This is a genomic window from Variovorax sp. Varisp36 (assembly GCF_047304235.1).
Taxonomy (GTDB): Bacteria; Pseudomonadota; Gammaproteobacteria; order Burkholderiales; family Burkholderiaceae_C; genus Variovorax.
Genome location: NZ_JBGLYU010000044.1, coordinates 31,144 through 52,500, shown reverse-complemented (window position 1 = coordinate 52,500; position 21,357 = coordinate 31,144). Strand labels below are relative to the sequence as shown.

The following is a 21,357-nucleotide window of genomic DNA, read 5'->3' as shown; positions in this document are numbered from 1 at the left end:
CACCCCAACCCTCCCCCAGAGGGGGAGGGAGCAAGGCGGGAGCAACAGGGGATGTGCTCATGATTCACGCGCGATTTCCAGGCGCACCTGCGCCGCATGCAGCAGGTCCGCAAAAGGCGCAGGCGGCTCCGCATCCGTGAACAGCCGGTCGATCTGCGACAGCGTGCCCAGCTGGATCATCGCGGGCCGGTTGAACTTGCTCGCATCGGCCGCCAGCCACACCTCGCGTGCCTGGGCAATGATGGTCTGCGCGACCTTCACCTCGCGCAGGTCGAAGTCGCGCAGCGAGCCGTCCGCCTCGATGCTCGACACGCCGATCAGTGCGATGTCGACCTTGAACTGGCGGATGAAATCGATGGTGGCCTCGCCCACGATGGCGCGGTCGCGCGGGCGCACCGAGCCGCCCGCCACGATCACCTCGCACGATGTGTTGCCGCTCAGGATGGTGGCCACGTTCAGGTTGTTGGTGATCACGCGCAGGCCGGTGTGGCGCAGCAGCGCCTTGGCGATGGCCTCGGTGGTGGTACCAATGTTGAGGATCAGCGAGCAGTCATTGGGCACCAGCTCCGCCACGCGGCGGGCGATGCGCGCCTTGCCTTCGGCATGCAGCGTCTCGCGCTGCTGGTAGCCGATGTTTTCCGTGGTCGAGCTGGGCATGCGCACGCCGCCGTGAAAGCGCGTGAGCAACCCCTCGTCGGCCAGCCGCTGCACGTCGCGCCGCACGGTCTGCAGGGTGACGCCGAGCATGTCGGCCAGCTGTTCGACGGTGACGGAACCGCGCGTTCGCACGGTGTCCAGGAGGTTGATCTGGCGCGGGTTGGAATTCACAAGGGCGTCGTGGAAAGCGGGAAGAGTGGGGGCAAGGGTACAGCGCGTGCCACTTTAAAACGAACGAAAACGAAGATGCCTAAGGGAAAACTCGGGGGAAAATCGCGCTAAAAGGAATCCAAATGAAAAAATACGAAAATACAATGGCCGCCGTCAGTGACCAAAGTCACGCTTCAACGGACTCCTTTCTGTGAGCGATTTTTCTTCCAGTTCGCCCGCGCCAGCCACCGATTGCGACGTGCTGATCGTCGGCGGCGGCATCAACGGCTGTGGCATTGCGCGCGACCTCGCTGGCCGCGGCTGGCGCGTGGTGCTGTGCGAAAAGGACGATCTCGCCTCGCACACTTCTTCTTCCTCCACCAAGCTGATCCACGGCGGGCTGCGCTACCTCGAGTACTACGAGTTCTCGCTTGTGCGCAAGGCGCTGCAGGAGCGCGAGGTGCTGCTCAAGAGCGCGCCGCACATCATGTGGCCGCTGCGCTTCGTGATGCCGCATGACCCGTCGATGCGCCCGGCCTGGATGATCCGCATCGGCTTGTTCATGTACGACCATCTCGCCAGGCGCGAGGTGCTGCCGGGTTCGCGCAGCGTCGATCTGCGCAAGCACGCGGCCGGCAAGCCGCTGAAGGACCAGTACAAGCGCGGCTTCATCTACTCCGACGGCTGGGTCGACGACGCGCGCCTCGTGGTGCTCAACGCGCTCGACGCGCAGGCGCGCGGCGCCGAGGTGCTGACCCGCACGCGCTGCGTGAATGCGCAACGCGATGCCGACGGCTGGACCGCGACGCTGCTGGGCGCCGACGGCGGCAAGCGCACGCTGCGCGCCCGCGCGGTGGTCAATGCCGCGGGGCCGTGGGCCGAATCCTTTCTGCGCGGCGTCGCGCAGTCGGCCAGGGGCGAGGCGCTGGCCACCAAGAGCCTGCGGCTCGTGAAGGGCAGCCACATCGTCGTGCCGCGCCTGTTCGAGCACGACCACGCCTACATCTTCCAGAACCCCGACAAGCGGATCATCTTCGCCATTCCCTACCAGGACGAGTTCACGCTGATCGGCACCACCGACATCGAACTCACCGGCGACGACCCGGGCGCCGCACGCATCGCGCAGGAGGAAATCGACTACCTGTGCACCCAGGCCAGCCGCTACTTCGAGAAGCCCATCGTGCCGGCCGACGTGGTGTGGACCTACTCGGGCGTGCGCCCGCTGCTCGACGACGACTCGGGCGACCCTTCGGCCGTCACGCGCGACTACATGCTCGAATCGAACACCACGGCCGCGCCGCTGCTGTCGGTATGGGGCGGCAAGATCACCACCTTCCGCAAGCTGGCCGAAGACGCGGCCGACGAGGTCGGCAAGATGCTCGGGCAGTCGAGCGCGCAACGCCCGGCCTGGACCGACGGCGCCTTCCTCGCGGGCGGCGACCTGTCGGCCTGGATCGGCGCTGCCAGCCGGCCCGATGACGATTTCGAGCGCTTCGTATCGGCCGTGCAGGCCAGGTATCCGTGGCTCTACGGCCAACTGGCACGCCGCTTCGCGCGCGGCTACGGCGCCCGCATTGCGGACCTGCTCGGTGATGCGAAGTCCTTTGCCGACCTGGGCGCCGAAGTGGCGCCGGGCCTGTACGAGCGCGAACTGCGCTTCCTGCAGGACCACGAATGGGCCGTGAGCGCCGAAGACGTGCTCTGGCGGCGGTCCAAGCTGGGGCTGCACTACACGGCCGAAGAGCGCGAGCAGGTCGCGCTCTGGCTGCAGTCCCATCCCAAGAGCAACTAGATCCGTAAAAGAGAGCAGCGCCAATGCAATTGACACTGGAGCGCGTCACCAAGAAGGTGGGAGCGCAGACATGGCTCTACGAGCAGAGCATCGCGCCCCGAAGCGGCGCGGTCACCGTGCTGCTGGGCGCCACGCAGGCCGGCAAGACCAGCCTCATGCGGCTGATGGCCGGACTCGACACGCCGACCGAAGGCAAGGTGCTGGTCGACGGCAAGGACGTGACCGGCATGCCCGTGCGCGAACGCAATGTCGCGATGGTCTACCAGCAGTTCATCAACTATCCGTCGCTCAAGGTGTCGGACAACATCGCCTCGCCGCTGAAGCTGCGCGGCGAGACGAACATCGAGGCACGGGTGAAGGCGCTGGCCGAGAAGCTGCACATCGGCATGTTCCTCGACCGCCTGCCGGCCGAGCTCTCTGGCGGGCAGCAGCAGCGCGTGGCGCTGGCACGCGCGCTTGCCAAGAACGCACCGCTGATGCTGCTCGACGAGCCACTGGTCAACCTCGACTACAAACTGCGCGAAGGCCTGCGCGAAGAGCTCACGCAGCTCTTCGCCACCGGCGACTCGACCGTGATCTACGCCACCACCGAACCGGGCGAGGCCTTGCTGCTCGGCGGCTACACGGCGGTGATGGATGCCGGCGAACTGCTGCAGTACGGCCCGACCGCCGAGGTATTCCATGCGCCGCAATCGCTGCGCGTGGCGCGCGCCTTCAGCGATCCGCCGATGAACCTGCTGCAGGGCACGGCGGCCGCCGGTAAGGTGCAACTCGCGGGTGGCCCCGCACTGGCGCTGGCCTTGCCTGAAGGCGTATCGGGTGCTGTCACGGTCGGCTTGCGCGCGAGCGCATTGAACGTGGGCGCGAGTGAGGGCGACATCGCCTTGCCCGGCAAGGTGGAGCTGGCCGAGATCTCGGGCTCCGACACCTTCGTGCACGTCGAGACCGCGGTGGGCGAACTGGTGGCGCAGCTCACCGGCGTGCATCGTTTCGAGCTGGGCGCGCCGATCACGCTGTACTTCAGCGCGTCGCAGGCCTATGTGTTCGATGCCAGTGAAAAACTGGCGCTGGCGCCGAGGAAATAGGATGACCCCCAGTCTTCGCGCACTTCGTGTCGCTTCGCCAACCCCCTTCCAGGGGGCAACACCAGCGGCCCGGCAAAGCCGGTTCCGCGGTGTTCCGCGACAAGGTCTCGACTGTTTCATGCATTGCGTATCACGCGGAAGCGTGAAGGAGAGCTGACATGGCACGCATCGATCTCGACCTGGCCCACGCATACCGTGCGAACCCCACGCAGGACAGCGACTACGCGCTGCTCCCGCTGAAGATGAGCTTCCGCGACGGCGGCGCCTATGCCTTGCTCGGCCCCTCGGGCTGCGGCAAGACGACCATGCTGAACATCATCTCGGGCCTGCTCGTGCCTTCGCAGGGCACGGTGAGCTTCGACGGCCGCGACATGACGCGGGCCACGCCGCAGGAGCGCAACATCGCGCAGGTGTTCCAGTTCCCGGTGATCTACGACACCATGACCGTGGCCGAGAACCTGGCGTTCCCGCTGCGCAACCGCAAGGTGCCGGCCGACCAGATCAAGAAGCGCGTCGGCGAGATTGCCGAGATGCTCGACATGAGCGGGCAGCTCAACCAGCGCGCGGCCGGTCTGGCGGCTGACGCCAAGCAGAAGATCTCGCTGGGACGCGGGCTGGTGCGCAGCGACGTATCGGCGGTGCTGTTCGACGAGCCGCTCACCGTGATCGACCCGCACCTGAAGTGGCAGCTGCGCCGCAAGCTCAAGCAGATCCACCGCGAGTTGAAGCTCACGCTGATCTACGTGACGCACGACCAGGTCGAGGCGCTCACCTTCGCGGAAGAGGTGGTGGTCATGACGCGCGGCAAGGCCGTGCAGGTGGGCAGCGCCGACGCGCTGTTCGAGCGGCCGGCCCATACCTTCGTCGGGCATTTCATCGGTTCGCCGGGCATGAACTTCCTGTCCGCGCAGAGCGCGAACGGCACCATCGAAGTGGCAGGCACGCCGCTGGCGTCCACGCGGGAATTGCCGCAGGGGCCGCTGAAGATCGGCATCCGCCCCGAGTACCTGCGTCTGTCGAATGCAGGCGCGGCCGGTGCGGTGCCGGCCGTGGTGAAGCAGTTGCAGGACGTGGGCACGCACGTGATGCTGGGCGTGGAAGCCGGCGGTAGCCTGCTGAAGGTGCGGCTGCATTCGGACGACCGGCCGCCCGCAGTGGGAGACACGGTATGGGTGCGGGTGCTAGACACGCACACCTGCTATTACAAGGATGAGGAACTGGTCGCATGAACGCAACCACCAAGCCAATCAATCAGAAAGCCTGGTGGCTCGTGCTGCCAGTGCTGATCTGCGTGGCCTTCTCGGCCATCGTGCCGCTCATGACGGTGGTCAACTACTCGGTGCAGGACATCATCTCGCCCGAGCGCCGCGTGTTCGTGGGCACCGAATGGTTCGCCGCGGTGATGCGCGACGACGAGCTGCACCAGGCGCTGTGGCGCCAGCTGGGCTTCTCGCTGTCGGTGCTGCTGGTCGAGATTCCGCTGGGCATCGGCCTGGCGCTGTCGATGCCGGCCAAGGGCTGGAAGTCGTCGGCCGTGCTGGTGGTGGTGGCGCTGTCGCTGCTCATCCCATGGAACGTGGTCGGCACCATCTGGCAAATCTACGGGCGCGCCGACATCGGCCTGCTGGGCCACGCGCTGCAGACCCTGGGCATCGAATACAACTACACCGGCAGCGCTACCGATGCGTGGCTCACCGTGCTGGTGATGGACGTTTGGCACTGGACGCCGCTGGTGGCGCTGCTGTGCTATGCGGGCCTGCGCTCCATTCCCGACGCCTACTACCAGGCCGCGCGCATCGACGGCGCGAGCAAGTTCGCGGTGTTCCGTTTCATCCAGCTGCCCAAGATGCGCGGTGTGCTGATGATCGCCGTGCTGCTGCGCTTCATGGACAGCTTCATGATCTACACCGAGCCCTTCGTGCTGACGGGCGGCGGGCCGGGCAATGCGACCACCTTCCTGAGCCAGTACCTCACGCAGAAGGCCGTGGGGCAGTTCGACCTGGGGCCGGCGGCAGCGTTCTCGCTGATCTATTTCCTCATCATCCTGCTGTTCTGCTTCGTGCTCTACAACTGGATGCAGCGGGTCGGTACGCAGGAAGCGGAGGTGGAGAAATGAACGAGAAGAGATTTCACAAGCGCAGCATCTTCCTGGTGCTGTACATCCTGTTCGCGCTGTTGCCCATCTACTGGATGGTCAACATGAGCTTCAAGACGAACGAGGAGATTCTGTCGAGCTTCTCGTTCTTCCCGCAGCAGCTCACCTGGGCCAATTACGCGCGCATTTTCACCGACGAATCGTGGTACTCGGGCTACATCAACAGCCTGATCTACGTGGCGATCAACACGGTCATCTCGCTCACCGTGGCGCTGCCGGCGGCCTATGCGTTCTCGCGCTATTCGTTCCTGGGCGACAAGCACGTGTTCTTCTGGCTGCTGACCAACCGCATGACGCCGCCCGCGGTGTTCCTGCTGCCGTTCTTCCAGCTCTACAGCACGGTCGGCCTCATGGACACGCACCTGGGCGTGGCGCTCGCGCACCTGTTGTTCAACGTGCCGCTGGCGGTGTGGATCCTGGAGGGCTTCATGAGCGGCATCCCGCGCGAGATCGACGAGACGGCGTACATCGACGGCTATTCGTTCCCGCGCTTCTTCCTCACCATCTTCCTGCCGCTCATCAAGGCCGGCGTGGGCGTGGCGGCGTTCTTCTGCTTCATGTTCAGCTGGGTCGAGCTGTTGCTGGCGCGCACGCTCACGAGCGTGAACGCCAAGCCCATCGTCGCGACGATGACGCGCACGGTGAGCGCGTCGGGCATGGATTGGGCAACGCTGGCAGCGGCCGGCGTGCTGACCATCGTGCCGGGCGCGATCGTGATCTGGTTCGTGCGCCACTACATCGCGAAGGGTTTCGCGATGGGGCGCGTTTGAATGATGGTTTCTCTCCCTCGCCCGGAAGGGGAAGGAGCAAGAAAAGACAAGGAAATAGAGCATGTTCGACTGGATGGTATGGACCACCCCCGTGGCCGTTTTCTTCAGCTGCATCGCACTCATGCTGGTCGGCATGACGGTGTGGGAATTCAAGTCGCCCACCACGCTGCGGCGCGGCTGGCTGCCGATGGCCACCACGCGTGGCGACCGGCTGTTCATCGGGCTGCTGTCGGCGGCGTATGTGAACCTGGTCTTCATCGGCCTGGCGGGCAAGTTCCAGGAGTGGTTCAGCCTCGAGGCCGAGCCTTCGATCTGGATCAGCTTCGTGCTGTCGATGGGCCTGCTCGCGCTGGTGATGCGCAAGGGCTGAACATTTCCTTTCGTCTTCTCAGACGCGTTCCGGCTCTCCGCCTCCCCGGAGCCGTGATCGAACACAACACCGGGGAAGCAACAACCGAGGAGACAACTTCATGAAGATGCGCTACACGGCATTGGCACTGGCAGCGGCGATGTTCGCCGCGCATGGTGCGGCGACGGCTGGCGAGGCCGAAGCCAAGAAATGGATCGACAGCGAGTTCCAGCCATCGACCTTGTCCAAGGACAAGCAGATGGAGGAAATGAAATGGTTCATCGATGCGGCCAAGAAGCTGCAGGCCAAGGGCGTGAAGGAGGTGTCCGTCGTCTCCGAAACCCTGACCACCCACGAATACGAATCGAAGACACTGGCCAAGGCCTTCGAGGAAATCACCGGCATCAAGGTCAAGCACGACCTGATCCAGGAAGGCGACGTGGTCGAGAAGCTGCAGACCTCGATGCAGTCGGGCAAGTCGATCTATGACGGCTGGATTTCCGACTCCGACCTGATCGGCACGCACTATCGCTACGGCAAGATCATGTCGCTGACCGACTACATGAAGGGCGCCGGCAAGGAGTTCACCAACCCCGGCCTCGACCTGAAGGACTTCATCGGTACCAGCTTCACCACCGCACCCGACGGCCAGCTGTACCAGTTGCCCGACCAGCAGTTCGCCAACCTGTACTGGTTCCGCGCCGACCTGTTCGCGCGCAAGGACCTGCAGGACAAGTTCAAGGCCAAGTACGGCTACGACCTGGGCGTGCCGCTGAACTGGAGCGCCTATGAAGACATCGCCGAGTTCTTCAGCGTCGACGTGAAGACCATCGACGGCAAGCCAATCTACGGCCACATGGACTACGGCAAGAAAGACCCGTCGCTCGGCTGGCGCTTCACCGATGCGTGGCTGTCGATGGCCGGCTCCGCCGACAAGGGAATTCCCAACGGCATGCCGATCGACGAATGGGGCATCCGCGTGGCCGACGACAAGTGCACGCCTACCGGTGCCTCGGTGTCGCGCGGCGGTGCCACCAACTCGCCAGCCGCCGTGTACGCGCTCACCAAGTACATCGACTGGATGAAGAAGTACGCGCCCAAGGAGGCCATGGGCATGACCTTCGGCGAATCCGGTCCAGTGCCGGCCCAGGGCCAGATCGCGCAGCAGATCTTCTGGTACACGGCCTTCACCGCCGACATGACCAAGAAGGGCCTGCCGGTCGTGAACGACGACGGCTCCCCCAAGTGGCGCATGGCCCCCGGCCCGAACGGTCCGTACTGGAAGCAGGGCATGCAGAACGGCTACCAGGACGTGGGCTCGTGGACCTTCTTCAAGGGCCATGACGCCAACAAGACGGCGGCAGCATGGCTCTACGCGCAGTTCATCACCGCCAAGACCACCTCGCTGAAGAAGTCGATCACCGGGCTGACATTCATCCGCGACAGCGACATCCGTGCAGACTACTTCACGCAGAACGCCAACAAGTACGGCGGCCTGATCGAGTTCTACCGCAGCCCGGCACGCGTGGCATGGACGCCGACCGGCACCAACGTACCCGACTATCCGAAGCTCGCGCAGCTCTGGTGGAAGAACGTGGCGGAGGCCGTCACGGGCGAGAAGACCCCGCAGAAGGCAATGGACAACCTGGCCGACGAGATGGACAACGTGATGGCCCGCCTCGAGCGCGCCGGCATGGCCCATTGCGCACCCAAGCTGAACCCCAAGGGTGATCCGGCCAAGTACCTGAGCGACGACCACGCCCCGTGGAAGAAGCTGGCCAACGAAAAGCCGAAGGGCGAGACCATCGACTACAACAAGCTGCTGACCGCCTGGAAGGAAGGCAAGGTGCGCTGAGCCTTGCACACAGCGTCCGCGTTCTGAAAAGATCGCCGTGACAAGGGCCGTGCCGCGAGGTGCGGCCCTTTTTGTTCTTTTCCCGCATTGCGGCCATATGACCGATCCGGCCGTCTGATTGTCGCGACGCATGACCAATGGCAGATGCGTTCGGCACGGGCTTCGCGTACATTCGACGGCCCCCGAAACGCCACCGCCAGTGACCTCCAGCCTTTCCAGCCCCCCACGCACGGACCCAGCAGCCGCCCTTCGAAGCGTCAAGCGCGTCCTGGTCCTGCGCTATTCGCAGTCCGGCCAGCTCGACGAGGTCGCCGAGCAGATCGCCGCCCCGCTGCGCGCCGACCCGTCGATCCAGGTGCACGAAGAAACACTGCGGCCGCAGAAGCCGTATCCCTTTCCCTGGCCCTTCCTGACTTTCTTCGATGCCTTCCCCGAGTCGGCCCACATGAAGCCGCAGCCGCTCGCGCCACTGTCGCTCACGGGCGAGGAAGACTTCGACCTGATCGTGCTGCCCTACCAGGTGTGGTTCCTGGCACCTTCGCAGCCCGTTGCGGCTTTTCTGAAGCACCCGGTGGCGGCGCGGCTGCTCAAGGGCAAACCTGTGGTCACGGTCATCGCGTGCCGCAACATGTGGCTGCTGGCCCATGAGAAGCTCAAGGGCATGCTCGATGACGTGGGCGCGCGCCTGATCGACAACGTGGTGCTCACCGACCCCGGCCCCACGCTCGCCACCTTCTTCACCACGCCGGCCTGGCTGATCTGGGGCCGCAAGCGCGGCTTCTGGGGCATGCCCGATGCCGGGCTCAGCACCAGGCAGATCCGCGGCACCGCCCGCTTCGGGCGTGCCCTGCGCGATGCGTTGCACAGCGGCCAGGAGCGTGGGACGCAGCCTTTGCTGGCCGGCCTGGGCGCCGTGCGGGCCGACGCGAAATTGCTCATCAGCGAGAAGGCCGGCACCCGCAGCTTCTACCTGTGGGGCAAGCTGATCATGGCGGCCGGCAGTCCGGGTGCGTGGCAGCGCAAGCCGCTGCTGCTGTTGTACGTGCTGTTCCTGATCGCGCTGATCGTCACGGTGGTGCCGGTGAGCCTGACGCTGCAGGCGCTCCTGCGGCCCTTGTTCAGAGGGTGGCTGACTAAAATGACGGCTCAATTCGAGTGCCCGTCGGGCTCGGCCACGGATCGCACTGCTCTCTATGACAACTGATGTCTTCCTGACCCGCACCGCCGCCTTTCTGCCGTTTTCCCCCGTCAGCAATGAAGACATCGAAGACGTCCTCGGCCGCATCGGCGGCAAGGCTTCTCGCGCGCGGCGGCTGATTCTTCGCAGCAACGGCATCCAGTCGCGCCACTACGCCATCGACCGCGCCACCGGCGAGCTGGCCATGACCAACGCGCAGCTCACCGCCTCGGCCATCCGCGCGCTCGGCGATATCGGCCCGGTCGACTGCCTCGTCACCGGCACCTCGCTGCCCGACCAGCTCATGCCCAACCACGCGGTGATGGTGCATGGCGAACTCGGCTGGCCCCGGCTCGAAGTGGTGGCCTGCGCGGGCATCTGCCTGGCCGGCGCCACCGCGCTGAAGCATGCGTGGCTCTCGGTGCGCGCGGGCGATGCGCAGCGTGCGGTGGCCACGGGTTCGGAGCTGGCCTCGGCCGTCATGCGCGGCTCGCGCTTCGAGGCCGAGCTGGAGCACAAGCTCGAGGCGCTGGAGGCGCGGCCCGAACTGGCCTTCGAGAAGGACTTCCTGCGCTGGATGCTGTCCGACGGCGCCGGCGCGGTGCTGCTGGAGCGCGAGCCGCGCGGGCCGCTGTCGCTGCGTGTCGATTGGATCGACCTGTCGTCGGCTGCGCATGAGCTGCCGGTGTGCATGTACGCCGGCGCCGAGAAGAATGCCGAAGGCGGCCTCGACGGCTGGGGGCGCAAGACGCCCGCCGAATGGCAGAGCGAGTCGACCTTCGCCGTGAAGCAGGACGTGCGCCTGCTCAACGAGAACATCGTGCGCGCCACGCTGGGCGAGCCGCTGGCGGCCATCATCGAGCGGCGCGGGCTGAAGTCGGCGGACATCGACTGGTTTTTGCCGCACCTGTCGTCGCAGTACTTCGTCGAGCCGGTGAGCCAGTGCCTCGAATCGCTGGGCCTGCCGATTCCGCGCGAGCGCTGGTTCAGCAATCTTGCGAGCAAGGGCAACACGGGTTCGGCGTCGCCTTACATCATGCTCGACGAGCTGTTCCGCTCGGGCCGCATCCAGCGTGGCCAGAAGCTGCTGATGTTCGTGCCGGAGAGCGGCCGCTTCTCCAGCGGCTTCATCTACATGGAGGCTGTGTAGCCATGGATCTCGATGCAGTACCGCAGGAGGGCAATGCGACCCTCGACGGCCATTCCAAGCTGATGTACGCCCGCGACGCGCAGGGCCGCGTCGTCACCACCACTTCGCGCGGCTGGGAGGCGGAGGAGATCGTCACCAGCCATGCGGTCGACGTGCTCGTCGAACAGGCGCAGGCCGCGAAGGAGCGCGTGAAGGCGGGGCAGGCCTCGCCGCTCGAATACTGGATGTACGAGCGCCGCATGGACGTGGCGCTGCTCTCGCAGACCAGCGGCTTCTGGCAATGGCGCGTACGGCGCCACCTGCAGCCGCGCCATTTCGCGGCGCTGTCGCCGGCCCAGCTCGCGCGCTACGGCGAAGCGCTGGGGCTTTCCGTCTCCACCTTGCAGGGCCTGCCGTGAACTTCCAACACCAACAGGCGGCGCATTGCGAAAGCGGCGTCATCTCCAGCCTGATGCGCCACCACGGCGCACCGATGAGCGAGAGCATGGCGCTCGGCCTGTCGTCCGCGATCTCGTTCGCGTACCTGCCGTTCATCAAGCTGTCGGGCCTGCCGCTCATTTCGTACCGCATGCCGCCCAAGGCCATCATCAAGGGCCTGCTGGCGCCGATGGCCGCCCGCTTCCGCTTCGAGACCTTTCGCAGCGCCGAGGCCGGACAGCAGCGGCTCGATGCTTTGCTGGCCGATGGCCAGCTGGTGGGCCTGCAGACCTCGGTCTACTGGCTGCCGTACTTTCCGCCGAACATGCGCTTCCACTTCAATGCGCACAACCTGCTGGTGTACGGGAAGGACGGCGACGACTACCTGATCAGCGACCCGGTGTTCGAGGAGCCCGTGCGCTGCCCGAGCGGCGACCTGGCACGCGCTCGCTTCGCCAAGGGCGTGCTGGCGCCGAAGGGGCTCATGTATTACCCGCAGGCCATCGATCGCAAGACGGTCGATGCGGCCTCCGTGGTCAAGGCCATCCGCAAGACGGTGCGCAACATGCTGGCGCCCATTCCCATCGTCGGCGTGCGCGGCATGCGGACGCTGGCCAAGCGCATGCAGAAGCTGTCGCCGACCGATCCGCGCAGCGTCGACTTCATCGGCCACGTGGTGCGCATGCAGGAAGAAATCGGCACGGGCGGGGCGGGTTTCCGCTTCATCTATGCGGGTTTCCTGCAAGAGGCGGCACAGCTGCTCGACAAGCCGCAACTGCAGCAGATGTCCGAGCGGCTGATCGCCATCGGCGACGGCTGGCGTGCGTTCGCGCTCAAGGCGGCGCGCATGGTGAAGGGGCGAGAGGCGGTCGACCCCGCCGCGCTGGCTGCCAAGCTGCACGAGCAGGCGCTGCAGGAAGAAAACTTCTTTCGCGACCTGAAGGCTGCCGTGGCCTGAGATGGGGCGTTGTTCTTTTCTCCTTGTTGTTCGTTGTTCGGGGCGCGATCACGCCGACACGCCCCCGTCACCCGGCAACTCGAGGCCAGACCCATGCTCGAGTTGAAGACCCTCGGTCACCGGTATCCAAACGCCGACGCCCCCGCGCTGGTGGACGTGTCGCTCACCGTGCCACGGGGCTGCGTGCTGGGCCTGCTGGGCCCCAACGGCGCGGGCAAGACCACGCTGATCTCGCACTTGTCGGGCGCGTTGGCCGTGCAGTCGGGCGAGATCCTCATCGACGGCCAGCCGCTGCAGCAGGTGCGTGCGAAGGCCCCGACGCGCATCGCGGTGGCACCTCAGGAGCAGGCGTTCTATCCGATGCTCACCGTGGCCGAGAACCTGGCGGTGTTCGCCGCTGCGGGAAGGCTGTCGGGCCCGCGCAAGAAGGAGCGCATCGAGGCCTGTACGCAATTCGCGCAGCTGGAGCAGTTCGCGGGCGTGCGCGCCGAGCGGCTCTCGGGCGGCCTCAAGCGCCGGCTCAACCTTGCGATTGCCTTGCTGCCCGAGCCCGAGCTGATGCTGTTCGACGAGCCCACCGTGGGCGTCGATCCGCAATCGCGCGCGTTCATCCTCGACGCGATCCGGAGCCTCGCGCAGCAGGGCGCGGCGGTGATCTACGCCTCGCACTACATGGAGGAGATCGAGGCCATTGCAGATCGCGTCGCCATCCTCGACCGTGGACACGTGCTGCGCGAAGGCTCGCTCGACGGGCTGCTGTCGAAGAGCGCGATGCTGCTCACGCTGGCCGCCGACGGGCTCGACGCCGGCATGCTCTCGCGCTTCGGCACGGTGGAGCAGGGCGGCGCGCACTGGCGCATTCACCTGAACGCAGGGAGCGGCCCGGCGCCGGTGCTGGCTGCTCTGGAAGCCGCGGGCATCGAGGTGCGCCACGCCGAATTCGGCCGCCATGACCTGGAGCAGCTGTTCATGGCGCTCACCCACCGCTCGTTGCGCGACTGAAGAACCCCATGCTCCTCGCGCTCATCAAGAAAGAACTGCTCGCCCTCGTGCGCGACATGCACGGCCTTGCCGCGCTGTTCCTGATGCCGATGGTCTTCATCGTGCTGATGTCGCTCACGCTGAAGGATATCTACCGCCCGCCGCTGGCCGAGCTGAACTACGCCATCGACATGCGCGACATGGCCACGCCCGCGCAGTGGCTCAAGCAGCTCTGGCAGCGCAACCATGGCGCGCCGCAGCCGCTTGGCAATGACTGGCAGGCGCGGCTGCGCAACGGCTCGCTCAAGTACGTGATCGTGATGGAGCCGGGCCTGTCGCAAGAGCTGGAGTCGGCCGCGCTGTCGACCAGGGCGTACATCCATCTGTTGACCGAACCCGGCATCGACGCCAACCTGTTCAACGCGCTGCGCGCCGAACTCATCGGTGCCTCGGGCGAGCTCAAGGCGCGCCTTGCGCTGGCGGTGCCCGGCACGGCCAGCCCCGCGCCCGAGGCGTCCATCGAGGCGATGGTGCGCGCCGAGCGCTTCTCCACCGCCGGCCCGCGGCCGACCTCGGTGCAGCAGAACGTGCCGGCTTGGCTGGTGTTCGGCATGTTCTTCGTGGTGGCCTCGCTGTCCAGCCTGTTCGTGCAGGAGCGCAGCTCGGGCGCGCTCGGACGGCTGCAGGGCCTGGGCGTGTCGCGCAGCATGCTGCTGATGTCGAAGGCGCTGCCGTACCTGGGCGTGAACGCGCTGCAGGCCGTGCTGATGCTCGCGGCCGGCATCTGGTTCATGCCGCTGATCGGCGGCGACGCGCTGTCGCTCGCGGGCATCCATTGGGGCGCGCTGCTGTTGTCGCTCGCGGCCGTGAGCCTCGCGGCGGTGAGCCTGTCGCTCGCGCTGGCCTGCCTGGTGCGCAGCCACGCGCAGGCGGCCACCATCGGGCCGATGGTCAATGTGCTGATGGCGGCGGCGGGCGGCATCATGGTGCCCAAGTTCGTCATGCCGGGCTTCATGCAGCGGCTGGTCGAGATTTCCCCGATGAACTGGGGGCTCGAAGCGCTGCTGACCGTGCTGCTGCGTGGCGGCGGCGTGGCCGATGCGCTGCCGCAGATCGGCCGGCTGGCCGTGTTCGCGGCGCTGATGTTTCTTCTGGCTGTTTTTCTGTTTCGCAGGCGCGCATCGTGAGCACCACCGTCACCCCTGAATTCATTGCCAGCCTCAAGGCCATGGTGCTCGAAGCCGTCGAGAAGGACGCGCCCCCGGGCGGCCTCGGCGACGACGAGCCATTGTTCGGCCCCGAGGCCCGGCTCGACCTCGACTCGCTCGACGCGCTCCAGGTGTCGATGACGATCCAGCAGCGCTTCGGCGTGCGCATGCCCGACAGCAAGGAAACACGCCGGGCGATGACTTCCATCGCTCATCTGGCGGAACACCTCGCGCTGGCGGGCAAGGCATGAGCGATGTCTACCTGGGCGGCACGGGCCTGGCCTGTGTGCTCGGCGACGACGTTCCATCCGTGCTGGCGTCGCTGCAGCGCGGCGGCGTGCTGCCGACACCGGTGGCCGTGGCAGAGGGAATCCACTGGCCGGTGTACGCGCTGGCGCCGAGCGAAGGCGACTGGACGCAGCGCCTGTGCCGCACCGTGTGCAACGTGGCTGCGCAGACCGGCGACTGGGGCGCGCGCACGGTACCGCTGTTCGTGGCCTCGTCGTCGCTCGACATCGGCTTCATGGAGCACGAGAAGCAGGACCTGCGGCTCGGCGGCGACCTGCAGGACTTTGCCGGCGTCGTGGCCCGCGCGCTGGATTGGCAGGGGCCGGTGTTCACCGTTTCGACCGCCTGCACGTCGGCGCTGAACGCGGTGCTGGCGGCCGCCGAGCTGATTCGCAGCGAAGACGCCGACCAGGCACTGGTGATCGGCATCGAACTCGACAACCGCTTCACGGTCGCCGGCTTCGGCGCGATGCAGTTGCTGGCGCCCGACCGCGCGCAGCCCTTCGGCGCACAGCGCAAGGGGCTGGTGCTCGGCGAAGCGGTCGCCGCACTGCGACTGACATCGCGTCCTGCGCGCTGGCAGGTCGCGGGCGGTGCCAACGTGGTCGACGGGCGCAACCCATCGGGCACCGAAGCCACGGCCGTGCATGCGATGTGCCGCGGCGCGCTGGCGCAGAGCGGCCTGCAGCCCGGCGACATCGACCTGATCAAGGTGCAGGCGGCGGGCAGTCCCGTCAACGACGCCATCGAGGTGGAAGCGCTGAAGCAGGTGTTCGATCCGCTGCCGCCGCTGGTGTCGCTCAAGTCGGCGATCGGCCACACGCTGGGCGCGGCGGGGGCGGCGGAACTGGCCTTGCTGGTCGGCTGCATCGAGGGTGGCGTCTGGCCGTCGGTGGACTATCCGCTCGATGCATCGCTCGGCATTGCGCTGAGCAAGGAGGCGCCGCAGAAGCTGCGCAACATCCTGCTCAACGTGGTGGGCTTCGGCGGTGGACATACTTCGCTCGTGTTGAAGGACGCAGGCCCATGAGCACCTGGCACACCACCGCCCATTTCATCGCGCATCCGCCGCCGGTCGACTGGCGCGATGACCTCGCCCGCCGCATCGGCCGCCGGCCGCGCCGTGTCGGCCTGTGGACCGAGCTGGCGATGTACGGCGCACGCTGCTGCCTCGACGCGGCGGGCGAGGCCGCATTGCCGGCCGGCGCGCGCATCCGTGTCGCCAGCCAACGCGGCGCATGGGGCGCCACGCATGCCGGCCTGACCCAGCTCGATGCAGGCCTGCCGATGCCCTTCACCTTCATGCAGAGCCAGCCCGCGCTGATGCTGGCCGAAGTCGGCCGCTGTCTCGAATGGTGGGGCGACGCCAGTTTTGCGCTGTGCCGCGATGCGGCGCGCACGCTGCAGCTGGCGAAGCTGGGCGCGGCGCGCGACGGCCTGTTGTTCGGCATCGTGGAAGAAGAGCGCCATGGCGAGCCGCCGCGCACCGAATGGTGGCGCCTGGTGCCCGCCTGACGAGGCCGGTCAGCCCGCGATGGAACGCTGCAGGTTGAGGCGGGCCTGCGCTTCGAGCTGCGCGTGCATCCGCGGTGTCGCATAGATGGCCTGGCGGTCGAGAAAGCGCTGAAGAATCGCTCGGCGCCGCGGCAGCCGCACCTCGTCCGGAACGAAGGCGTATTCGGCATGCACCTGCCGCTCGTATTCGTCGAAACGCCCACGTTCCGCGCCGAGGATCGACAGGTCGATGTCGATCAGCAGCTCGGCATCGCGGCCTTCGGGTACGGCGTCGTGGCGCGTGGCCATCACGAGCGCATGGACGCGCTCGGCGGCTGCTCTGTCCGCACCGGCTTCGAGCAGGGCCTCGCGCGCCCAATCGGCGCTGCGTGCCTCGTTGTCGTGGGCGTGTACGTCGTAGATGGCGTCGTGGAACCACAGCGCGAGCGCCACTTCACCGGCGCGTTCGGCCAACGTCTTCTCGCGCTCGAACCACGCGAGGCATTCGCCCAGGTGCTGCACCGTGTGGTAGTGGCGCTGCGGTTCGCCGTAGCGGCGCTGCAGCTCTTCGCACAGCACCTCACCCGGCGAGTCGATGCCCAGCGCATGCCAGGCCTCGTTCCAGTTCGCGCGCAGCGCCTCGGGTGTCATGGTGCTATTGCTCCATCGCCGCCTTGACCTCTTGCCCAAGGTCGAGCACGGACATGGCGTAGTAGCTGCTCCAGTTGTAGCGCGTGATCACGTAGAAGTTGCGCGTGCCGGCCACGTAGGTTGGTGGCGCATCGGCGCCGTTCTGCAGCTCGATCAATGCGAGCAGGCCCTTGTGGTTGATGCCGTCGCCTTCGGGCACCGCGCCGGCGGCCACGAAGCTGTCGGTGCTGAAGGTCGGCAGGATGTCGGGCGCCAGCAGCAGCGCCTTCTGCAGCCGCGCTTCCTCGAAATGCATCGGATAGATCGCCGGCATGCCGGCCTTCCAGCCGAAGGCCTTGAAGTAGTTGGCGACCGAGCCGATCACGTCGGCCGGGTTGTTCACGAGATCGATGCGGCTGTCGCCGTCGAAGTCGACCGCGTACTTGGCGATGCTGCTGGGCATGAACTGCGGCATGCCCATCGCGCCGGCATAGCTGCCGACGGGCGTGAGCGGATCGTCGGCGGTGCGGCTCTCGGTGCTCAGGAAGCTTTCGAGCTCTCCGCGGAAGAAGGCCTGGCGCTCGGCCGCGCGTGGATGGCCTTCGGGAAAGTCGAACGAGAGCGTGGCCAGTGCATCGATCACGCGAAAGTTGCCCATGTTGCGGCCGTAGATGGTCTCCACGCCGACGATGCCGACAATGATTTCCGGCGGCACGCCGTACACCTGCTCGGCGCGCGCGAGCGTGTCGGCATTGGCGCGCCAGAAGCGCACGCCGGCCGCGATGCGCACCGGGTCGATGAAGCGGCTGCGGTAGGTCTGCCAGTTCTTCACCGTGCCGACCGGGCCCGGCAGCATGAGCCGCGGCACGTTGGGCAGGAAGCGCGCGCTGCCGATGGTGGCGCGCACCCAGTCGCGATCGAGGCCGCGGCGCTCGGCCACTTCGTCGGCGAACTTCATCGCGTCGTCGCGCGTGGCGTAGGGCGTGCTGCCGCGCACCGGGCTGGCCGCTGCGCTGCGGCCGTTGGAAGACTTCTGGGCTACAGCCCCCGTGGACCATGCGCAGCAGGCGGCAAGGAGGGCGGCTGCCGCGGCGGCGCGCGAAGGCGTGGAGAGGAAAAATCGCATGGGCCGATTGTGCCGTCCGCCCACATGGCCCCTCTTCAGGGACACATGTGGTTTCAGCCGCGTGGGTTGTGGGTCGGCCAGGCGATGCGCCGGAACTCGGCGCGCAGGGTGGAGAGCGAGTCGGGCGTGGCCGGCGCGTAACGCTGTGCCTCGAGCTTGAGCAGCCAGTCGCGCACGGCCTGCGCGGCGGGGCCGAAGCGTGCGTCGGCCGCCTGTGCCATCTGGCGCGGCGGGGCGCTGTCGGGCAGCTGCAGGCCGGCCTTGGCGAGCCGCGCGCGCGCCCGGCCTAGCAGGCGCAGCCATGGGTCGTGCCGGCTGCGCTCCCACAGCGTCCAGCCGGCGCCAGCCAGGCTCGCGCCCACCAGCAGGTAGAGCAGCACGTAGGCCAGGTCTTCGAGGCTCGGCGCCTTGAAGCCGATGTTCTTCAGCAGGTTGAGCTGGCGGCTCTGGGTGTAGTTGAGCACCCACTGGTTCCAGCCGTTGTTGACGGCTTCCCATGCGGCGCGGATGTTCTGCACGAGGGTGGGGCTCATCGAGCCGAAGGCGCCCGCGATCAGGCCCGGCTGCGACTGGAGCCGCTGTGTCTGGCCGATGCGCCCCGGAGACACCGAGCCCGTGGGATCCACGCGGGTCCAGCCGGTGCCTTCCTGCCAGATCTCGGCCCAGGCATGGGCATCGCTCTGGCGCACGATCCAGTAGTTGTCTACGCCGTTGAGTTCCCCGCCCTGGTAGCCCGTCACGATGCGCGCCGGGATGTTCAGGTTGCGCATCAGCACCACGAAGGCCGAGGCGATGTGCTCGCAGAAGCCCTCCTTGCGGTCGAACCAGAACTCGTCGGCCGTGTCGTTGCCATAGACGCCCGGCTCCAGCGTGTAGCTGTAGCCGCCGGTGCGCAGGCGCCGCAGGGCGGCCTGCACGAAGGCCTGCGCGTTGGCGTTGGCCAGCGCGGGGTCGGCGCGCATCTCGGCGGCGAGGGCGGCGGTGCGCGGGTTGGTGCCGGGCGGCAGCGCCAGGTAGGCCTGGAGCTGGCCGCCCGTGCGCTTCAATGGGCCGCTCTGGAACTGCGTGTAGCTTTCGGCGCGGTAGCGCACCAGGTCGGTGACGGGGCGGTTCGCGATCCATTGCAGGTCGGGCGTGCCGGTGACTTCGAAGCCGGGTGCCTCGGGGGGGCGCTGCGCCGCGTCGAGGGCCAGCAGCCAGGGGCGGTTGCTGGCTTCGAGCGTGACCTCGTAGCGCACGGGTTCGCCGCTCACGCGCAGGTTGGGGGCCCATTGCGCGCCGCGCGCCCATGACGGCAGCGCGGTCCATTCACGGCCGTCGAACTGCGCCAGCACCGGTCCGCGGAAATAGAGCTGGCTTTGCGGCGGCGCCCGGCCACCGTCGAACTTGATGCGCGCGGCGATGCGGTCGTCGAGCGCCAGTTCGGCGATGGTGCCGACGCGCATGGTGTTCGACAGGCCGCTGCGCCCCAGCATGGCGTCGCTGGGTGTGCCCCACAGCGGCGCGAGGCGTGGGAACAGCAGGAACAGCGCGAGCATGATCGGCGCGCCCGCCAGCGCCATCCAGCCCGCCATGCGTGCGGCCTGCATCAGCGGCGGCCGACCCACCGGCATGTGCGCGTTGACCAGCGCGGTCAAAAGGCCCAGCAGCGCCAGCAGCATGGTGAACGCGGTCAGCAGCGACTGCGAATAGAAAAAGTTCGTGAGCATCGCGAAGAAGCCCAGGAAGAAGACCACGAACGCATCGCGCCGCGCGCGCAGTTCCAGCGTCTTGAGTGCGAGCAGGCTGACGATCAGCGTCACGCCCGCGTCGCGGCCCAGCAGCGTGCGGTGCGTGGCGTAGGTGGCGCCGAGGATCAGCGCCAGCAGGGCGATGCGCCACCACTTGCTGGGCAGGGAGCGCCCCTGTACGGACAATGTGGCGCGCCAGAGCAGCACCATGGCCGTGATGGCCGTGCACCACCAGGGCAGGTTCTCGATCTGCGGCAGCAGGATCAGGCCGATCACGCAGAGCAGGAAAAGGGTATCCCGCGCGTCCCGGGGGAGTGCGGCGAGTTCCCGTATGACTCGGTTCATGCGGCGGTTCCGTTCAACACAGCGCCAAGGCCTCGAGGCAGGCGCGCCGGTGGGCTTCGCCTTGCGACGGCTTCACGACCCGGCCCTCTACCCGGATGCCGTAGTCCACGCCCAGCCGGTCGGCCATCAGCACCCACGCGCACAGGCGCGAGAGGCGGGCTTCGGCATCGGCAAGGCCGGTGCTCCGCGCGTCGAGCCAGAGTTCTTCGCGCTGGGTCTGCTGCGTGTCGCGGCTCACCAGCTCTTCCGATCCGGCTGCCTGTGCGCGCGCTGCCTTCTTCCAGACCACGAGCTTCAGCGGATCGCCGCGGCGGTAAGCGCGCACGCCGTCGTACTCGCCGGCGTTGTGCGCCCGCAGCGAGGCGGACATCGCCGCCGGCCCCGACAGCGGCTCGCCCGGCGGCAGCGGCGGCGGATGCGCCTCGGGCGTGGGGTAGACCAGCATCTGCGCGGCCGGCCGCCAGACTGTCCACACGCGGAACGTGCCGAGCGGGAATCGCGTCTCGGCCGTGAGCGGCGGCACCGGGTGCAGGCCGCGCCGCTCGGGCTGGAAGGCGATCTCGACGGTGGACGTTCCCTCGGCCGGCACGTCGGTCCAGGCCCATTGCCCGCTGCCGCGCACGGCCATGCCGATGCCGTAGCGCACGCGGCGCCGGGTGTTGTGCAGCACCACCCGGAAGACGGCGGCGGCGCCCGCGTAGTGGGCATCGGGCGGCACCAGGTGCATCGCCAGCCCGCGCAGCGTGCCGTGGCACACGTGCATGCCCACGGCCACGCTGCCGGCCAGCAGGAAGGTCAGCAGGTAGCCGAGGTTGAGCTGGTAGTTGATCGAGGCGACCAGCAGCACCAGCAGCGTCGCGCCCAGCGTCCATCCGGCGCGCGTGGGCACGATGTAGACATTGCGCTGCGTGAGCTCCAGCGTGTCCGACGGCGGACGGCGCGACAGGAACCAGCCATCGATGCGCGAGCGCAAAGAGGCGATCATCGGTGGTGGTCCCTGGGGCCGAAAAGCGCGAAACACCGCGGAACCGGCTTCGCCG

General features: G+C 67.3%; 21 protein-coding genes. 16 read left to right on the top strand and 5 right to left on the bottom strand.

Annotation, left to right across the window (positions count from 1 at the left end; all coding sequences use genetic code 11):
• Positions 1–57: 57 nt before the first annotated feature.
• Positions 58–828, bottom strand: a complete 771-nt coding sequence (locus ACCD11_RS22340) for a DeoR/GlpR family DNA-binding transcription regulator (RefSeq protein WP_007831595.1) — start codon at positions 826–828, stop codon at positions 58–60.
• Positions 829–1,018: 190 nt separating this feature from the next.
• Between ACCD11_RS22340 and glpD the strand changes: the two genes are divergently transcribed.
• The 16 genes from glpD (at position 1,019) to ACCD11_RS22260 (ending at position 16,507) form a co-directional block, all read left to right on the top strand.
• Positions 1,019–2,599: a glycerol-3-phosphate dehydrogenase gene (gene glpD, locus ACCD11_RS22335; RefSeq protein ID WP_413315501.1), complete on the top strand. Its 1,581-nt coding sequence runs from the start codon at positions 1,019–1,021 to the stop codon at positions 2,597–2,599.
• 23 nt (positions 2,600–2,622) lie between these two features.
• The gene (locus ACCD11_RS22330; protein ID WP_413315500.1) at positions 2,623–3,684 is read left to right on the top strand and encodes an ABC transporter ATP-binding protein; all 1,062 of its coding nucleotides are present in this window, start codon (positions 2,623–2,625) and stop codon (positions 3,682–3,684) included.
• A gap of 158 nt (positions 3,685–3,842) precedes the next feature.
• On the top strand, positions 3,843–4,913 hold the full coding sequence (locus ACCD11_RS22325) for an ABC transporter ATP-binding protein (RefSeq protein ID WP_413315499.1): 1,071 nt from the start codon (positions 3,843–3,845) through the stop codon (positions 4,911–4,913).
• Positions 4,910–5,800: a carbohydrate ABC transporter permease gene (locus ACCD11_RS22320; protein ID WP_007831603.1), complete on the top strand. Its 891-nt coding sequence runs from the start codon at positions 4,910–4,912 to the stop codon at positions 5,798–5,800. Before ACCD11_RS22325 ends, ACCD11_RS22320 begins: the two co-directional genes overlap by 4 nt.
• Positions 5,797–6,609, top strand: a complete 813-nt coding sequence (locus tag ACCD11_RS22315; RefSeq protein WP_007831605.1) for a carbohydrate ABC transporter permease — start codon at positions 5,797–5,799, stop codon at positions 6,607–6,609. Before ACCD11_RS22320 ends, ACCD11_RS22315 begins: the two co-directional genes overlap by 4 nt.
• 61 nt (positions 6,610–6,670) lie before the next feature.
• On the top strand, positions 6,671–6,979 hold the full coding sequence (locus tag ACCD11_RS22310) for a DUF2160 domain-containing protein (protein WP_007831606.1): 309 nt from the start codon (positions 6,671–6,673) through the stop codon (positions 6,977–6,979).
• Positions 6,980–7,079: 100 nt separating this feature from the next.
• The gene (locus ACCD11_RS22305; protein WP_007831607.1) at positions 7,080–8,813 is read left to right on the top strand and encodes an ABC transporter substrate-binding protein; all 1,734 of its coding nucleotides are present in this window, start codon (positions 7,080–7,082) and stop codon (positions 8,811–8,813) included.
• Positions 8,814–9,012: 199 nt separating this feature from the next.
• Positions 9,013–10,017, top strand: coding sequence for a dialkylrecorsinol condensing enzyme (locus tag ACCD11_RS22300; protein ID WP_413315498.1), 1,005 nt, complete (start codon positions 9,013–9,015; stop codon positions 10,015–10,017).
• The gene (locus ACCD11_RS22295) at positions 10,007–11,140 is read left to right on the top strand and encodes a beta-ketoacyl-ACP synthase III (protein ID WP_413315497.1); all 1,134 of its coding nucleotides are present in this window, start codon (positions 10,007–10,009) and stop codon (positions 11,138–11,140) included. Before ACCD11_RS22300 ends, ACCD11_RS22295 begins: the two co-directional genes overlap by 11 nt.
• A 2-nt stretch (positions 11,141–11,142) precedes the next feature.
• On the top strand, positions 11,143–11,538 hold the full coding sequence (locus tag ACCD11_RS22290; RefSeq protein WP_007831610.1) for a hypothetical protein: 396 nt from the start codon (positions 11,143–11,145) through the stop codon (positions 11,536–11,538).
• On the top strand, positions 11,535–12,515 hold the full coding sequence (locus ACCD11_RS22285) for a BtrH N-terminal domain-containing protein (protein WP_413315496.1): 981 nt from the start codon (positions 11,535–11,537) through the stop codon (positions 12,513–12,515). Before ACCD11_RS22290 ends, ACCD11_RS22285 begins: the two co-directional genes overlap by 4 nt.
• 93 nt (positions 12,516–12,608) lie before the next feature.
• Positions 12,609–13,517, top strand: a complete 909-nt coding sequence (locus ACCD11_RS22280) for an ABC transporter ATP-binding protein (RefSeq protein ID WP_413315494.1) — start codon at positions 12,609–12,611, stop codon at positions 13,515–13,517.
• Between the two features lie 8 nt (positions 13,518–13,525).
• Positions 13,526–14,683, top strand: a complete 1,158-nt coding sequence (locus ACCD11_RS22275; protein WP_413315493.1) for an ABC transporter permease — start codon at positions 13,526–13,528, stop codon at positions 14,681–14,683.
• Positions 14,680–14,955 (top strand): acyl carrier protein, encoded by a 276-nt coding sequence (locus tag ACCD11_RS22270; protein ID WP_007831618.1) that lies wholly within the window; start codon positions 14,680–14,682, stop codon positions 14,953–14,955. The genes ACCD11_RS22275 and ACCD11_RS22270 overlap by 4 nt, the downstream gene beginning before the upstream one ends.
• Positions 14,952–16,022, top strand: a complete 1,071-nt coding sequence (locus ACCD11_RS22265) for a beta-ketoacyl synthase N-terminal-like domain-containing protein (protein ID WP_413315492.1) — start codon at positions 14,952–14,954, stop codon at positions 16,020–16,022. Before ACCD11_RS22270 ends, ACCD11_RS22265 begins: the two co-directional genes overlap by 4 nt.
• The gene (locus ACCD11_RS22260; RefSeq protein WP_007831623.1) at positions 16,019–16,507 is read left to right on the top strand and encodes a hypothetical protein; all 489 of its coding nucleotides are present in this window, start codon (positions 16,019–16,021) and stop codon (positions 16,505–16,507) included. Before ACCD11_RS22265 ends, ACCD11_RS22260 begins: the two co-directional genes overlap by 4 nt.
• 9 nt (positions 16,508–16,516) lie before the next feature.
• On the opposite strand, the gene ACCD11_RS22255 is transcribed toward ACCD11_RS22260, so the two are convergent.
• The 4 genes from ACCD11_RS22255 to ACCD11_RS22240 are packed head-to-tail and all read right to left on the bottom strand — an operon-like array spanning position 16,517 to position 21,302.
• Entirely contained in the window at positions 16,517–17,137 is a 621-nt protein-coding gene (locus ACCD11_RS22255) for an N-methyl-D-aspartate receptor NMDAR2C subunit (RefSeq protein WP_413315491.1), read from the bottom strand.
• Between the two features lie 4 nt (positions 17,138–17,141).
• Complete coding sequence (mltB, locus tag ACCD11_RS22250; protein ID WP_007831633.1) at positions 17,142–18,242, bottom strand: lytic murein transglycosylase B; 1,101 nt, start codon at positions 18,240–18,242, stop codon at positions 17,142–17,144.
• 53 nt (positions 18,243–18,295) lie between these two features.
• Positions 18,296–20,317 carry a transglutaminaseTgpA domain-containing protein gene (locus ACCD11_RS22245; protein ID WP_413315490.1) on the bottom strand — a complete coding sequence of 674 codons (2,022 nt, stop codon included), beginning with the start codon at positions 20,315–20,317 and terminating at the stop codon, positions 18,296–18,298.
• 13 nt (positions 20,318–20,330) lie between these two features.
• Complete coding sequence (locus tag ACCD11_RS22240) at positions 20,331–21,302, bottom strand: DUF58 domain-containing protein (RefSeq protein WP_007831637.1); 972 nt, start codon at positions 21,300–21,302, stop codon at positions 20,331–20,333.
• Positions 21,303–21,357: the final 55 nt, after the last annotated feature.